This is a genomic window from Streptacidiphilus jiangxiensis (assembly GCF_900109465.1).
Lineage (GTDB): Bacteria > Actinomycetota > Actinomycetes > Streptomycetales > Streptomycetaceae > Streptacidiphilus > Streptacidiphilus jiangxiensis.
On the sequence record NZ_FOAZ01000003.1, the window covers coordinates 415,443 to 428,474 of the forward strand.

A 13,032-nucleotide genomic window follows, 5' to 3' on the forward strand; every position below is an offset into this window, starting at 1 on the left:
GGAGGGCCCCTGGACGTTCCAGGGGCCCTCCCGCCGTTCGCGGCTCAGCCGCGTCGGGTGTCGCCGGCCGTGGTCAGCAGGTGGTCGGCCATTCCCCGGGCGGCCGGCTCCCACTGCAGGACGGCGTGCCCAGCAGCGGAGTTGACGTCACGCCAGAGGCGCTGCAGCGGGTCGGAGCCGCTCTGCGCCCGGGTGCCGGCCGCCCGGAACAGGCGGTTGACCGCCTCCAGCAGCAGGTCCACCGCGAGCGCGTAGTCGCGGTGCGCCCGCAGCGCGCCCACCTGGTCGACGGTGCCTGCGTCCGCCTGCCGGGCGGCGCGCTCGAGCAGCAGCAGGGCGGCGTCCGCCTCGCCGTCGGCGCGGGCAAGGGCCAGCTTGACGGTGGCCTCGGTCCCGGTGGACATCCGGTTCTGCTGCTGGGCCGAGGCCGCCAGCCGGGCGGCCGTGACGTCGGTGAACCGCGTCAGCGCCCCCCGGACGGCGCCCAGCACCGGCGCCGCGAACGACAGGCCGCTGACGCCCGGCAGCGGCACCCGGGTGGCGGTCGTCTGCGCGGCGACCGGAGTCCCTCGGAACAGGGACTCACGGGTGAAGGAGTGCTCCGCCGGGACGAAGCGGGGCTCCAGGACGAGCGTGTGGCTGCCCGTTCCGGCCATGCCGACGCTGTCCCAGGTCTCCTCGACGGTCCAGCTCTCGCGCGGAACCAGCAGGAACCGGACCTCGACGGCGTCCCCCTGCGGCACGGGGGTGCACAGGAGCGCGAAGTCGGAGTCGTGGATGCCGCTGACGAAGGCCCACCGGCCGTCGATCTCCCAGCCGCCCGGAACGGCACGGGCGTGGCCGGAGGGCATCAGCGAGCCCACGACGGCCGTGTCGGGACCGTCCTGCCACAGCAGTCGCTGGCCCTCCTCGGGGAGGAAGGCGGCCATCCGCCCCATCGTCGCGGCGATGGAGGCGCACCAGGCCGCGCTCGGGTCCCCCTCCGCGACCCTGGCGACCGCCTCGACGAAGCCCGTGAAGTCGCCCTCCGTCCCGCCCCATCGGGCCGGTACGAAGTAGCGGCAGAAGCCGACCGACCGGATCGCCTCGGCGATCTCGGGGGTGGACCGGCGCAGTTCCTCCGACTTGGACGCGTGCTCCGAGGCCAGCGCGGCGAGCGCGGCAGTCGCCGCGGGATCGATGCCGGCCGGGCGAGCGGTGCTGGGTTGGGACATCAGGTGACCTCCTGCGCAGGGACGGACCGGTTCTTCGGACCCACCAGAAAGGTCCGCGCTCCCTCTGGAGCGCTCCTCGACCCCGGCTGGGGTGGTGTCCGACGAGGCAGAAGCCGCGTGCCCGTCCCGGGGGGAGGAGGGGCACGCGGCTTCTGCGGCGGGGGGAGGGGTGGGACCGTGGAAGGGGGAGGCGTCAGACGCCCGCGGTCACGCCCCGGGGGACGAAGCGGCTCTCCTCGCTGATGAGCCAGTCGCGGTAGCGGAGCGCGGGACGACCGGTCGCCCGAGCGAACCCGCCGGCTCGCGCGAGCGGGGCGGCCAGCGACTTCCGCATACCGTCGATCATGTCCTCGGCCACCGGCTCCGGCATGTACCGCGCATAGCGCCGCAGCATCTCGTCCTCGTCGAGGACGTCCAGCGTGACCGGAACGCCCAGGCGCGCGGCGACGGCCTCCAGGCGGAACCGCTGGCTGAGCTCCTCGTCCCCGGTCAGCAGCAGGGACTCGTTCTCGAAGGTGCCGTCCCGCAGCGCCGCCACGGCGACGGCCGCGATGTCCGCGCAGGCGATCGGGGCGGTCAGCGCGTCCGGGAACGCCGTGCCGAGCGTGCCGTGGGCGATCTCGGACAGCCAGAAGTGGTCGTTGGTCATGAAGGTGTCCGGTCGCAGCAGCGTGAACGGCAGACCGGTCTCCCGCAGCAGGTCCTCCGCCGCCCGGTGCTTGGCACCGATCAGCGAGCCCGGCTTGACCTCGACCCAGGAGGAGGAGAGCAGCACGACGCGGCGCACTCCGCTCCCGGCCAGCAACTCGGCGAACCGGTGGTCGAAGTTCGGGTAGAGGAAGACGGCCTCGGCCAGGTCCAGCGCCCCGGCCAGGCTGTCCGGCGCGTCCAGGTCGCCGACGTAGTAGGGGCGGCCGCTGGGCGTGCGCCCCTCGCTGCGGGCCACCGGCAGGGTGTCCGCGCCCAGGGCCTCCAACTGTGCGTAGACCTGCGAGCCGACCTGCCCGCGGGCACCGGTCACCACGATCACGACGTCGCTCCCTTCGTGCGGAGAGCCTTGCGGCTCCTCGCCCACCGGTTCATCACCGGCATCTCGATGCAGTGGTGCAGGAAGGCGCCCAGCGCCAGGGTGGTCACGAACAGCCCGGCGGTCACCGCCAGTGCCTCGCCGACGCCGTAGAGCTGGTGGTGCATCACGGTGAGGCGCAGGTAGATGACGACCGGGGCCTGGGCCATGTAGAAGCCGAAGGAGACGTTGCCGAGCCACTGGAACAGCCTGCTGCGCAGCAGCCGGGTCGACCGCCCCTGCTCCGCGTTCGCCAGCGCGCCCACCAGGAGGGCGATCGGCAGCAGCTCGACCGTCACCAGGCTGAGGTCGAACGGGACGAAGGAGTCGAGCACGTAGCCCCCGAGCGCCAGCAGCGCGGCGAGGCCGACGTTGATCTTCAGCAGTCGCGTCTCCCGGACCAGCCGGCAGACGACCATGCCCACCAGGAACTCGGGGAGGCGGAACACCGGGAAGTAGTACTCGAGCCAGTACCGGGACACCGAGATCGGGTAGCCCTCGGGGGCGAGCGGCTTCGAGGGAAGGGCCTGCGCCACCAGCTGGACCAGCAGGGTCGACAGGACCAGCGCCACCAGGGCGCCCAGCAGCATCCGGCGCGGGATGCGGCGCACCAGCGGCAGGAAGAAGGGGAAGAGCAGGTAGAAGAGGAGCTCGCTGCAGAGCGACCAGCTCGGGCTGTTGACGCTCATGAAGAACGAGTGGTCCGGGATCCAGGTGTGCACCAGCGCGAGGTTGGCCAGTGCCACCGCGACCCCGGTGCCCGGCACCGCGATCATCGTGATGGCCCAGGCCGCGGCGTGGGTCGGGTAGACCTTCAGCAGCCGCTTGCGCCAGAAGGCCAGGACCGGCACCCGGGGCCCGGCGGTCCAGGTGAGCACGAAGCCGGACAGGACGAAGAAGAGTGAGACGCCGACCCACCCGCCGTTGGCGAACATGTCCGAGAACACGCCGCGCACCGAGGTGTTCGCGAAGGGGTCGAAGACGACCAGGGACACGTGGAACATGAAGACCGAGAAGGCGGCGACGAACCGGATGCCGGTCAGGGCGTCGAGGCGGCCGGGCGCGGCCGCACGGTCCCGGCCGACAGCCGCTCCGGGCCGACGCGGGACGGTGCCGACCTCGACCGGGCCGTCTGCCTCGAGGCTGCCGGATCTCGGGAACCCGGTGTGCTGTTCAGTCGTGGACATGGATTCTCCGCTCGCAGTGCCAGGGGACGGCGTCACCCTGACCGGGCCCCCTCGCGAGGAGCTCAACCCGGGCTGGAGCCCGGCCGGCCGGGCACTGCTCCAGCCGTGCTCAGGTCGGGTTCCAGCGTGCCGACCAGGATGAGGTCCGGGCCTCGTCCGGCCCTTCCCACCGGCTGCCAGCCCTACGGAGTGACCATGACCGCACCCGTGATCGTCACCGCTTCGGAGCTCCCGCCTGTGCGCTGGGACGTGCAGGAGTGCCGCGTGCTGCTCCGCGCCGAGCACACCTACGGGGAGCTCTCCCTGGTGGAGTTCATCACCCCGCCCGGCACCGGACCGCGTCCGCACGTGCACCACCGAGAGGCGGAGACCTTCTACGTACTCGACGGCGCCTACGAGTTCCTCGTCGGCGACAGGACCGTCCGGGCCGAACCGGGCACCCTGGTCCACGGGCCGAGCGGGATCACCCACGGCTTCCGCAACGTCGGTGACACGCCCGCGCGGCTGCTGTGCGCGTTCACCCCGGGCGGTGTGGAGACCATGTTCGAGGAGATGGCCGCGCTGCTGGCCTCCCCCGGTCCGGTGGATCCGGCCGACATCGCCGCCCTGATCTCCTACCACGGCGTCAGTTCCCCGCGGACGCTGCAACCCGCGGGACGCTAGGGGACCGTGCGGCGTCCGGGCTACGGTGGCAGCTCCTGCAGCGGATGAGCGGATCAGGGGGAGCGAGCGATGTCGAAGCGGGTCAGCGTGGTCGCGGTGCTGAAGGCCAAGCCCGGTAGGGAGCAGGAGATGCGCGCGCAGGCGCGGTCGATGCAGGAGGCCAGCAGCGCCGAGCCGGGGTGCCTTTCCTACCGGAACTACGTGGACCCGGACGACCCGCGTTCCTGGGTGGTCGTGGAGGAGTGGGAGGACCGCGCCGCGCTCGACGCGCACCTCGCCAGCCCCCACCTGGCCCGGTCGTTGGAGCTCTCGGCGACCCTGCTCGCCGAGCCGCCGAGCATGCGGATCCTCACCGAGACCGCATAGCCCCTCGCCTACCCTGGGCGGGTGCGACTCGACGGGGTGGGCAAGCGGTACGGGCCACGCGGCCCGTGGGTGGTGCGTGAGGTCGGTGTCGAGGTGGCGCGCGGCGTGCTGGTCCGGGCGAGCGGCGGCAACGGCAGCGGCAAGTCGACGCTGCTGCGCCTGCTCGCCGGGGTGACCAGGCCCACGCGCGGCCGGATCGTGGACGGGTACGCCCGGCGGGCGTACGTGCCGGAGCGGTTCGCCGCCGAGCTTCCGTTCACGGCCCGCGAGTACCTGCGCAGGCTCGGGCCGCTGCACGGACTGCGGGCCGACGCGTCCGTGAGCCGGGCCGACGAGCTGCTGGAGCGCTTCGGCGCCGCCGGCTACGCCGACCAGCCGTTGCGGGAGCTGTCCAAGGGCAGCTGCCAGAAGGTGGCCGTCGCCCAGGCGTTGCTCGGTGAGCCCGAGCTGCTGGTGCTGGACGAGGCCTGGACGGGCCTGGACCGGGCCGCGCGCGAGACGCTCGACGCGGCGGTCCTGGAGCGGGTCGCCGACGGCGCGGCGGTCGTCTTCGTCGACCACGACCCGGCCCGTCTGGCGGGCCTCGCCGAGGTGGGGTGGTCCGTCGCCGAGGGACGGGTCCGGGTCGACGAGCCGGACGGATCCCGCCCGCGCAGGGCAGCGATCACGATCACCGTGCACGGCCTCGCGGCGTCCTGGCTCGGCGGGTTGACCGGAGTGCTGGAGGTCGTCGCACGCGGCGACGGCTCCGTGAGGCTGGGCGTCGCGGCCGAGGCCTCGGACGACGTGCTGCGCGCCGTCCTGTCCCGACCCGGCGCCCACGTCCAGGAGGTGCGCGCGTGACGCGCGGACTGCTGCGCTACCACTCGTCCCTGGCGCTGCGCTCGCACGGCTGGCTGCCGCCGCTGACGCTCCTCGCCTTCCTGCTGTTGGCCGGGCGGGTGAGCGCCCAGCAGTACGGGGACGCGCTGGGTTGGTGTGCCGCCGTGCTGGTCCCGGTCTGCGGCTGGCTGACCCGGGCCGTGGTCTCGGCCGAGCCGGACGCCGCCGCGGCGGTGGTGGCCGCGGCGGCGGGGGCGCGGGCGGCGCGGGCGTCGGCGCTCGCGGTCGGGCTCGGCGGCGGTCTGCTGCTGGGCGCGGTCGGGGCGGCCTTCGAGGTGGCGGCCTCGTCCCCGCCGAGCGGCCCGCACGCCTCGACGGGTGCGGTCGTCGCGGACGGGCTGGTCGCGGTCCTCGTCGGGGTGCTGGCCGGCACGGCCGCGGGGGCGCTGCCGGTGCGCGGCCGGGCGGCGGGAGTCCTGACGCTGACGGCCGGTTCGCTGGCGTTGCTGGTCGCGTCGGTCTCGCCGGTCAACGCGGCGGTCCGGCAGACGTTCACCTCGCAGCGGAGCGGCGCCTCGACCTCCCTCCCGTGGCTCGCCCTGCTGGAGGCCTGCGTGCTGCTGACCGCCTGCGCGGCGGCGGCCGTCCGCGTCGAGCGGTACTGACCCTGAGGAGGGGCCAGCGGATCGAGATCACGCGGGACGACGGCGGCACCGCGGTTTTCACGGTCGATCAGGTGGACAGCTTCACCAAGGACGCCTTTCCCTCCAACGGGTCTACGGCCCGACCGACGATGCCGAGCTGCGCCTGATCACGTGTGGCGGAAGTCTCACCCCGGACCGCCACTGGGACTCCGACGTCGTGGTCTTCGCCCATCTGACGGGGGAGCTGGGCCGATGACGCTGTGGCCGGCCTGTGCGGGAGCCATGAGTCGGTGATCACGGAAGGCGTTCACCCCGGTGCGGGGTTGCACCCCCCAGTCGGGGGGTGGTGCGAGGGGAACTCATGCGCGAGCATCGTGCGCACTGTTGCGGCAGTGCCGCGCCGGGGGGTGGGGGTGACGTGGTGGTCTGGATTCCTCCCGGGTTTGCGAGCACGCCATCGTGACCTTGAGGAGAACCATGGGCCGTTCCATCACCCGCTCGCGTGCCGTCCGCACGGCCGCCGGGATCACCGCTGGGGCTGCAGCCGTGCTGGCCTTCTCGGCGGGCGCGCCCGGCACGGCCGTCGCCTCCGGCGCGACCTCGGCCGCGCTGCCGAAGCCGATCCCGGCCTCTGCCGGCCACGTGCTGGCCAAGGGCATGCCCGCAGTCCTGCCGACCAGCGTCTGCCTGAGCAAGATTCACATCCGTTGCTACACCCCGCAGCAGTACCGCAAGGCCTACAACCTGGCCCCGCTGTACAAGTCGGGCATCAACGGCAAGGGCCGCACCATCGTCATCGTCGACTCCTTCGGCTCGCCGACGATCCAGAAGGACCTGAACACCTTCGACAAGACCTTCGGTCTGCCGGGCACCAACGTCGACGTGCGCAAGTGGGGCAACGTCCCCGCGTGGACCGGCACCTCGGACCAGCTCGGCTGGGCCGGTGAGACCACCCTCGACGTCGAGTACGCACACGCGATAGCCCCCGACGCGAAGATCGTCCTGGTCGAGACCGGCGTCGCCGAGACCGAGGGCACCACCGGCTTCCCCGAGATGATGGCCGCGGAGAAGTACGCCGTCGACCACCACTGGGGCGACGTCATCTCGCAGAGCTTCGGCGCCACGGAGAACACCTTCTCCGACTACGCCACCGGCGCTGCCTCGCTGAAGGCCCTGCGTTACGCCTTCGCCGACGCCCTCAAGAAGGGCGTCACCGTCCTCGGCGCCTCCGGCGACAACGGTGCCACCGACTCCACCACGGCGCCGAACGGTCTCTACACCTTCCGCGTCAACTCCTGGCCGTCCTCGGACCCGATGGTCACCTCGGTCGGCGGCACCCAGCTGACGCTGGACGACAACGGCAACCGCACGGCGCCCGACCAGGTCTGGAACGACGGTTACGGCGCGGGCGGCGGCGGCATCTCCGGCGTCTTCGGCCGTCCGTTCTACCAGAACGGCGTCGCCAAGGTCACCGGCGCGCACCGCGGCACCCCGGACATCAGCATGACCGCGGCGGTCAACGGCGCGGCCTGGACCTACTCGTCCTACGACCCGAAGAACGTCGGCTGGGGCCTGACCGGCGGCACCAGCGAGGCGACCCCGATCTTCGCGGGCATCGTCGCGCTCGCCGACCAGAAGGCCGGCCACGACCTCGGCCTGCTGAACCCGAAGCTGTACTGGCTGGGTGAGCACGCCGCGGCCAAGTACGGCATCGTCGACGTGACCAAGGGCAACAACTCCTTCCAGGGCGTCACCGGCTACAACGCCGTCAAGGGCTACGACCTGTCCAGCGGCTGGGGCACGATCAACGCCACGCTGTTCGTCGACGCTCTCGCCCGCCGGTAACGGCGAGCTCGTCTGAGCTGACGGGGCGCGGGGGTGACGACGAACCCCTCGCGCCCCGTCCTTTTGCTCAGCCCCTGCCCGGCTTCCCCGCGACGCCGGTGAAATGGGCGTAGACGACGACGTTGCCGTCATACCCGCCCTGCTTCGAGAACCCGCCGCCGCAGGTGATCAGGCGCAGTTGCGGTGTGGTGGTCGGTCCGTAGACCGCTCCGGTCGGGAAGTCGTTCCTGCTGACCACGGTGACGGTGTCGACGGAGAAGTCCGCGACGGTCCCGTCCGCCCGGGTCACCCGGACGACGTCGCCCGGCCGGGTCGCGCCGAGCGCGTAGAAGGCCGCCTCGCCCAGCGGCAGCTTCCACGAGTCGACGTGGGCCAGGATCACCGACGGCCCGATCTGACCCGGGGTCGCGCTGCCGTCGAACCAGACGGCCTCCCGTGCGTGGTCCTCGTCCGGGACGACGACGCCGCCGTGGGCGTCCGTGCCGGTCGGCGAGACCGGTGCGTCGATCCCGACACGGGGCACGGTGATCCGCACCGGGAGCGAGCGCCCGAGCGGCCGAGGGGTGCGGCCGGTGCCGCCGCCGCTGCCGTCGGACTGACCGGGCGTCGGCGTGGCGGTCGGTGCGGTCGGTGCGGTCGGGGTGCGCAACCGGTCGGCCCAGCTCTGGAAGGCCGACGGTTGCGGCGGCGGCGCGGGAGCGTCGGCCACGGCTCGGTAGACCGTGGCGCCCCCCAGCAGGAAGCCCGCGGCGGCCAGTCCCAGCAGGACCTGGCTGCCGCGGGAGCGCCCGCGCCGGGGATCAGGCGCGGCCACCGGCCCGGCGGCGCAGGGCGAACGCGCCGAGGCCCAGGCTGCCGGCGGCGAGTGCCGCGCCGCCGGCGACCGAGGAGGTCGGGAAGGACTGCGTGGCACCGTCACCGGTCGTGGCCCCGCCGGTGGCGGAGGTCACGACGGTGAGCGACCCGGTCGCCTTCTGGCTCGGGTTGCTCACGTCGCAGACCACGGTGACGGTGTACGTCCCGGCCTTCGCGCCGGAGAAGACCTGCGTGGAGCCGGCCACCTCCCCGGTGCTGCCGACCGCGTTCAGCGCGGTGGTCGGGAAGGCGTTGGAGTACGCCCGGGCTGTCGCGTTCGGGTTGGCGGTGGCACAGCCGGAGGCACCGATCGTGACCGTCTGTCCGGGGGCCGCGCTGCCGGGGGACACCACGACGGCACCGGCCTCCACGGCGGAGGCGAGCGGCGCGGTGGCGATCACCGCCGCCCCCGAGAGGGCGGTGGCGGCAGCGAGACGACGAACGCGCATGTGTGTCTCCTTCTTCGGGGCCCTGGTGGACCCGGCACGTGCTCCAGCAGATCCCGACCCCGGGCGGTTCGCATCCGGACGATCGGCCGAACGAGCGATGAGGGGGGAGAAACCGCTGGTCAAGCGAGTGAAGGAGGCTCGGGGAAGGTTTGAGAGGGCTTCAGGGCCGGATGGGCCCGCGCTGACGAGGCGACAGGCCGACGACTGAACCGCGTGATTGGGCGGTTCAGTCGTGAACCGTGTTACCTGCCAACGGCTCAGGGAGGCGGTCGGCGAAGCCGATGCGCCAGGTGGGTCGCTCCGGGATCCAACCCAGGCTGCGGGCCAGCGAGTTCGAGGCGCCGCGCTCCCAGGTTGCGGCCTGGGCCGCCGGCGTCGCCGTCGGGACGGGCGCGTCGAGGGCCGCCGCCAGCGCCGGCAGCCAGACGGAGGCGGGCGCGGGCTCGTCGTCCACGACGTTGACCGGCCCGGCCGGCCACGCCAGCGCGGCGACGACCGCCGCGGCCGCGTCGTCGACGTGCACGAAGGAGCTCACCCCCGGGTGCGGCGTCACCGACGCGAGGTAGGGCCCGGCCGCCTCGCCGCGCAGCGCGGCGGCCACCGGCCCGCCCGGCGCGTACCAGGTGCCCGGCCCGTACAGCAGCCCGTTGCGCAGGACGACCGCGTCCGGCAGCTCGGCACAGATCCGCTCCAGCTCCGCCACGGCCGCCACCGTTGCGCCGCGCGGCGCGGGAGCGTCCAGGTCCAGCGGCTCCGCCTCCGTCGCCGGGGCGTCCCCACCGACATACGCCCAGCTGATCGACTGCGCGACGATCCGCGACACGCCCGCGGCGCGGGCGGCGTCCACCAGGTTCCGGGTGCCCTCGCGGCGCAGTCGCGAGTTCGCCGCGCTGTCGGCGGCGGAGAGGTCGGTCAGTTGGTGCAGGACCGCCTCCGGCGCCGCGGACGCGACGGCCTCCCGCAGCCCGGCCGCGTCGAGGGCGTCGACGACGACCGGCGTCGCCCCCAGAGCGCGCACCCGCTCGGCGCCGTGCGCACTCCGCGAGGTGCCCACGACTTCGTGCCCGGCCGCCACGAGCCGCGGCACCAGACGCCGCCCCAGTGCTCCGCCCGCCCCCGCAAGAAAGATCTTCATGCGTCCCACTGTAGGGAGCGCCCGGCCGTACCGGCCGTCGCCGGGTCGCGGCCGTCGCCCGAGGGCGGATGGCGCAGACTGGCCCCATGGGAGCGATCACCACCTGGTTGGCCGGGCTGTCCGGGCCCGTCGTGTACGCGGTTGTCGGAGCGTTGGTCTTCTGTGAGGACGCACTCTTCGTCGGCTTCGTGCTGCCGGGCGAGACCGCGGCCGTGCTCGGCGGCGTGCTGGCCAACCAGGGGCACGTGTCCTACTGGATTGTCGCGCTGGTGGTCGTCGTCGCCGCGATCCTCGGAGACAGCGTGGGATACGAGATCGGCCACCACTTCGGCGACCGGATCCTCGGGATCAGGCCGCTGCGCCGGCACCAGAAGCGGCTCGGCGACGCCCAGGAGATGATCCGCGAGCGGGGTGCGGCGGCGGTCTTCTTCGGCCGGTTCGTCGCCTTCTTCCGCGCCGTGATGCCCGCGCTCGCCGGCATCTCGAGGATGCCGTACCGCAGGTTCCTGCTCTTCAACGCGCTCGGCGCGGTCACCTGGGGCATCGGTTTCACGCTGCTCGGTTACCTGGCCGGTCAGGCCTACCAGAAGGTCGAGAAGCAGGCCGGGCAGATCGTCGCCGGGGTGATCGCCCTGATCGTGGTCGTGGCCGTCTCCGTCTGGGCCGTGCGGCGCCACCGTCGCGAGAAGTAGTCGCCGGGCGCCGGGCTTATCGTGGTAGCTGAGGGGGACGTCCGGCGGCCCGGGAGGCCAGGATGACCACGCGGCACCACTACCACCTCGACATCGACGGCCACTCCGTCTCGCTCGACCTGCGCACCGGCTTCACCTGGCGCACCGAGGACCTCGTCCTCCTCGTCGACGGCAAGGAGGTCGGCTACCACCACCAGCGCGGCACCGGGACGACGGTCCTGGAGGCGGAGCTGCCGGGCGAGCCGCCGACGCCGCTGAGCGTGCGGATCGACCACCCCCACCATGGCGGCCACCGCCCGCACACGCCCGTCTGCACCCTGCTGATCGAGGGTCGTCGCATGCCGATGCCCGAGAGCGTGCCCGCGTGAACGGTCGGTGAGGGTGCCAACAAGTCGTCAAGAAGCGCCCTCCAGGCGCTAAGAGAGCGTTAGGACGCCGCTGTGCGCAGGCGCCCCGCAGGAGAGTGAGCCCCGAGGTCGCGAGGCCGGAGACGGGGAAGAGGCTCGGCGGGGATGACGACGGTCGCGGTGCGGGAGCGGCAGCAGGAACAGGAACAGGGGGAGGCCGGCGCGCCGGGGGAGGCTCCGCGGTCCGGACGCAGGGCGCGGCTGAGTGTGCCCGGGCGGCTGAGCGTGCCCGCGCGGCTGCGCTGGGCGGTGGCCGGCTGCGCGGTGCTCGCGCTGCTGCTCGGCGGGCTGCTCGCGGGCACCGCGACGGGCGCCCAGGGCGCCTGGGCCCGGATCACCGGGCACGAGGCGCCGCAGGTCACCGACGCGGGTGCGCTCTACCAGTCGCTGACCGATCTGGACGCGCAGGCGGCCAACCAGCTGATGTTCGGCAGTGACCCCAGGCTGGCGTCGAACCTGGCCACCGCCCAGCAGATCTACCTCAAGGACCGCACCGACGCCGACAGGGACCTCCAGCAGGCCACCCTCGACGCCTCCGGCAACGCGCCCGCGCAGACCGCGCTCGCGGCGATCCTCGACGGCATGGGCCGCTACCAGGACCTCGCCGCGCGGGCCCTGGAGCTCGACACCCGCGCGAACGCCCCGGCGGGCCGCCCCGACCCGGCCGCACTCGCCGAGTACCGACAGGCCACGGACCTGATGCGCGGGCAGCTGCTGCCCGCCGCGCATTCCCTGGTCGGGGCCAACGACCAGGCCTTCGAGCAGAGTTACACCGACGAACACGGCGCGCTCGGCTCCGCTGCGCTCTGGCTGACCCTGTTGGGCGGCGGCCTGCTGGCGGCGCTGGTCGCCCTGCAGCTGTGGCTGGCCCTCCGCTTCCGGCGCGTCGTCAACCCCGCGCTGGCGGCCGCGAGCCTGCTGACGGTGGTGCTGCTGTCGACGGCCGGTTCGTTCCTGGGCGGCGAGCAGCAGGATCTCGTCACGGCCCGCAAGGACGCCTACGACTCGGTGGTGGCCCTGACCCAGGCCCGGGCGACCGTCTCCGACTCCAATGCGGCCGAGAGCCGCTACGTCCTGGACGCGGGCCGCCGCGACCAGTACCAGAGCGATTTCGAGACCGACACCGACCAGGTCCTCTCACTGAACGGCGCGGAGCTGGGCGCGTACGACGCGGCGCTCGCGCAGGCGGTCTCGGCGGTCCGGGCCGACCCGTCGGCGATCCGCTTCGGCGGCGAGTACGGGCGGGAGTTCCACAACATCACCTTCGCCGGTGAGGGTGCGGCGGCGCTGAAGACGCTGCTCGCCTTCCAGGCGTACCAGGTGGACGACCGGAAGATCCGCGCGATGGTCGCGGCCGGCCAACTGGAGCAGGCGATCGCCTACTGCACGAGCCTCGCCCCGGGCGGTTCGAACGCGGACTTCAACGCGCACGACGCGGCGCTGCAGGCGCTGATCGGCATCAACGAGAAGGCCTACGAATCGGCCTCGACCACGGGCACGCACCGCGCGGACTCGGCGCTGTGGCTGCAGCTGGGCTGCGTCGCCGGCGTCCTCGTCCTGATCGGCGCGGGGGCCGCACCCCGCCTCCGCGAGTACCGGTGAGTTTGGGCAGAGGGGCCAGCTGCACTACTGAGGGGCGCGTGGAACTGCGCGACAAGCCACCTGAGCGGATGGTCCTCATCGAACA

At 73.2% G+C, this 13,032-nt stretch carries 14 protein-coding genes; 8 read left to right on the forward strand and 6 right to left on the reverse strand.

Annotation, left to right across the window (positions count from 1 at the left end; translation table 11 throughout):
• Positions 1-44 precede the first annotated feature (44 nt).
• The 3 genes from BMY61_RS08145 to BMY61_RS08155 all read right to left on the reverse strand — a co-directional run bounded on the left by BMY61_RS08145 (position 45) and on the right by BMY61_RS08155 (position 3,467).
• Positions 45-1,214: an acyl-CoA dehydrogenase family protein gene (locus BMY61_RS08145; protein ID WP_042454722.1), complete on the reverse strand. Its 1,170-nt coding sequence runs from the start codon at positions 1,212-1,214 to the stop codon at positions 45-47.
• Positions 1,215-1,407: 193 nt separating this feature from the next.
• Positions 1,408-2,244 (reverse strand): NAD(P)H-binding protein, encoded by an 837-nt coding sequence (locus BMY61_RS08150; protein WP_052439169.1) that lies wholly within the window; start codon positions 2,242-2,244, stop codon positions 1,408-1,410.
• Complete coding sequence (locus tag BMY61_RS08155) at positions 2,241-3,467, reverse strand: acyltransferase family protein (protein WP_082015409.1); 1,227 nt, start codon at positions 3,465-3,467, stop codon at positions 2,241-2,243. Before BMY61_RS08155 ends, BMY61_RS08150 begins: the two co-directional genes overlap by 4 nt.
• A 195-nt stretch (positions 3,468-3,662) precedes the next feature.
• On the opposite strand from BMY61_RS08155, the gene BMY61_RS08160 reads away from it, so the two are divergent.
• The 5 genes from BMY61_RS08160 (at position 3,663) to BMY61_RS08180 (ending at position 7,807) form a co-directional block, all read left to right on the forward strand.
• Positions 3,663-4,130, forward strand: coding sequence for a cupin domain-containing protein (locus BMY61_RS08160; protein ID WP_052439170.1), 468 nt, complete (start codon positions 3,663-3,665; stop codon positions 4,128-4,130).
• A 69-nt stretch (positions 4,131-4,199) separates the two neighbouring features.
• Positions 4,200-4,496, forward strand: coding sequence for a putative quinol monooxygenase (locus BMY61_RS08165; protein WP_042454724.1), 297 nt, complete (start codon positions 4,200-4,202; stop codon positions 4,494-4,496).
• A gap of 21 nt (positions 4,497-4,517) precedes the next feature.
• Positions 4,518-5,339 carry an ATP-binding cassette domain-containing protein gene (locus tag BMY61_RS08170; RefSeq protein WP_042454726.1) on the forward strand — a complete coding sequence of 274 codons (822 nt, stop codon included), beginning with the start codon at positions 4,518-4,520 and terminating at the stop codon, positions 5,337-5,339.
• Entirely contained in the window at positions 5,336-5,983 is a 648-nt protein-coding gene (locus tag BMY61_RS08175) for a hypothetical protein (RefSeq protein WP_052439171.1), read from the forward strand. The genes BMY61_RS08170 and BMY61_RS08175 overlap by 4 nt, the downstream gene beginning before the upstream one ends.
• Before the next feature lie 456 nt (positions 5,984-6,439).
• Positions 6,440-7,807 (forward strand): S53 family peptidase, encoded by a 1,368-nt coding sequence (locus BMY61_RS08180; protein ID WP_042454728.1) that lies wholly within the window; start codon positions 6,440-6,442, stop codon positions 7,805-7,807.
• A gap of 67 nt (positions 7,808-7,874) precedes the next feature.
• Here BMY61_RS08180 and BMY61_RS08185 read toward each other — a convergent pair whose 3' ends face one another.
• The 3 genes from BMY61_RS08185 to BMY61_RS08190 form a co-directional block, all read right to left on the reverse strand.
• Positions 7,875-8,621 carry a class F sortase gene (locus tag BMY61_RS08185; protein ID WP_052439172.1) on the reverse strand — a complete coding sequence of 249 codons (747 nt, stop codon included), beginning with the start codon at positions 8,619-8,621 and terminating at the stop codon, positions 7,875-7,877.
• Positions 8,608-9,111, reverse strand: coding sequence for a hypothetical protein (locus tag BMY61_RS44025; protein WP_052439173.1), 504 nt, complete (start codon positions 9,109-9,111; stop codon positions 8,608-8,610). Before BMY61_RS44025 ends, BMY61_RS08185 begins: the two co-directional genes overlap by 14 nt.
• A 226-nt stretch (positions 9,112-9,337) precedes the next feature.
• The gene (locus BMY61_RS08190) at positions 9,338-10,246 is read right to left on the reverse strand and encodes an NAD-dependent epimerase/dehydratase family protein (RefSeq protein WP_042454730.1); all 909 of its coding nucleotides are present in this window, start codon (positions 10,244-10,246) and stop codon (positions 9,338-9,340) included.
• A gap of 86 nt (positions 10,247-10,332) precedes the next feature.
• Here BMY61_RS08190 and BMY61_RS08195 point away from each other — a divergent pair, with 86 nt between their 5' ends.
• The 3 genes from BMY61_RS08195 to BMY61_RS08205 all read left to right on the forward strand — a co-directional run bounded on the left by BMY61_RS08195 (position 10,333) and on the right by BMY61_RS08205 (position 12,947).
• Positions 10,333-10,938 (forward strand): DedA family protein, encoded by a 606-nt coding sequence (locus BMY61_RS08195; protein WP_042454731.1) that lies wholly within the window; start codon positions 10,333-10,335, stop codon positions 10,936-10,938.
• Between the two features lie 62 nt (positions 10,939-11,000).
• Positions 11,001-11,306 (forward strand): hypothetical protein, encoded by a 306-nt coding sequence (locus BMY61_RS08200; protein WP_042454733.1) that lies wholly within the window; start codon positions 11,001-11,003, stop codon positions 11,304-11,306.
• Between the two features lie 144 nt (positions 11,307-11,450).
• The gene (locus tag BMY61_RS08205; protein ID WP_042454735.1) at positions 11,451-12,947 is read left to right on the forward strand and encodes a hypothetical protein; all 1,497 of its coding nucleotides are present in this window, start codon (positions 11,451-11,453) and stop codon (positions 12,945-12,947) included.
• Positions 12,948-13,032 lie beyond the last annotated feature (85 nt).

What these genes read in the sequence shown, in the direction of transcription:
- BMY61_RS08180 (WP_042454728.1), top strand. Translation starts at nt 6,440, where the DNA reads ATGGGCCGTTCCATCACCCGCTCGCGTGCCGTCCGCACGGCCGCCGGG.
- BMY61_RS08200 (WP_042454733.1), top strand. Translation starts at nt 11,001, where the DNA reads ATGACCACGCGGCACCACTACCACCTCGACATCGACGGCCACTCCGTC.
- BMY61_RS08205 (WP_042454735.1), top strand. Translation starts at nt 11,451, where the DNA reads ATGACGACGGTCGCGGTGCGGGAGCGGCAGCAGGAACAGGAACAGGGG.
- BMY61_RS08145 (WP_042454722.1), bottom strand. Translation starts at nt 1,214, where the DNA reads ATGTCCCAACCCAGCACCGCTCGCCCGGCCGGCATCGATCCCGCGGCG.
- BMY61_RS44025 (WP_052439173.1), bottom strand. Translation starts at nt 9,111, where the DNA reads ATGCGCGTTCGTCGTCTCGCTGCCGCCACCGCCCTCTCGGGGGCGGCG.
- BMY61_RS08165 (WP_042454724.1), top strand. Translation starts at nt 4,200, where the DNA reads ATGTCGAAGCGGGTCAGCGTGGTCGCGGTGCTGAAGGCCAAGCCCGGT.
- BMY61_RS08160 (WP_052439170.1), top strand. Translation starts at nt 3,663, where the DNA reads ATGACCGCACCCGTGATCGTCACCGCTTCGGAGCTCCCGCCTGTGCGC.
- BMY61_RS08195 (WP_042454731.1), top strand. Translation starts at nt 10,333, where the DNA reads ATGGGAGCGATCACCACCTGGTTGGCCGGGCTGTCCGGGCCCGTCGTG.
- BMY61_RS08155 (WP_082015409.1), bottom strand. Translation starts at nt 3,467, where the DNA reads ATGTCCACGACTGAACAGCACACCGGGTTCCCGAGATCCGGCAGCCTC.
- BMY61_RS08190 (WP_042454730.1), bottom strand. Translation starts at nt 10,246, where the DNA reads ATGAAGATCTTTCTTGCGGGGGCGGGCGGAGCACTGGGGCGGCGTCTG.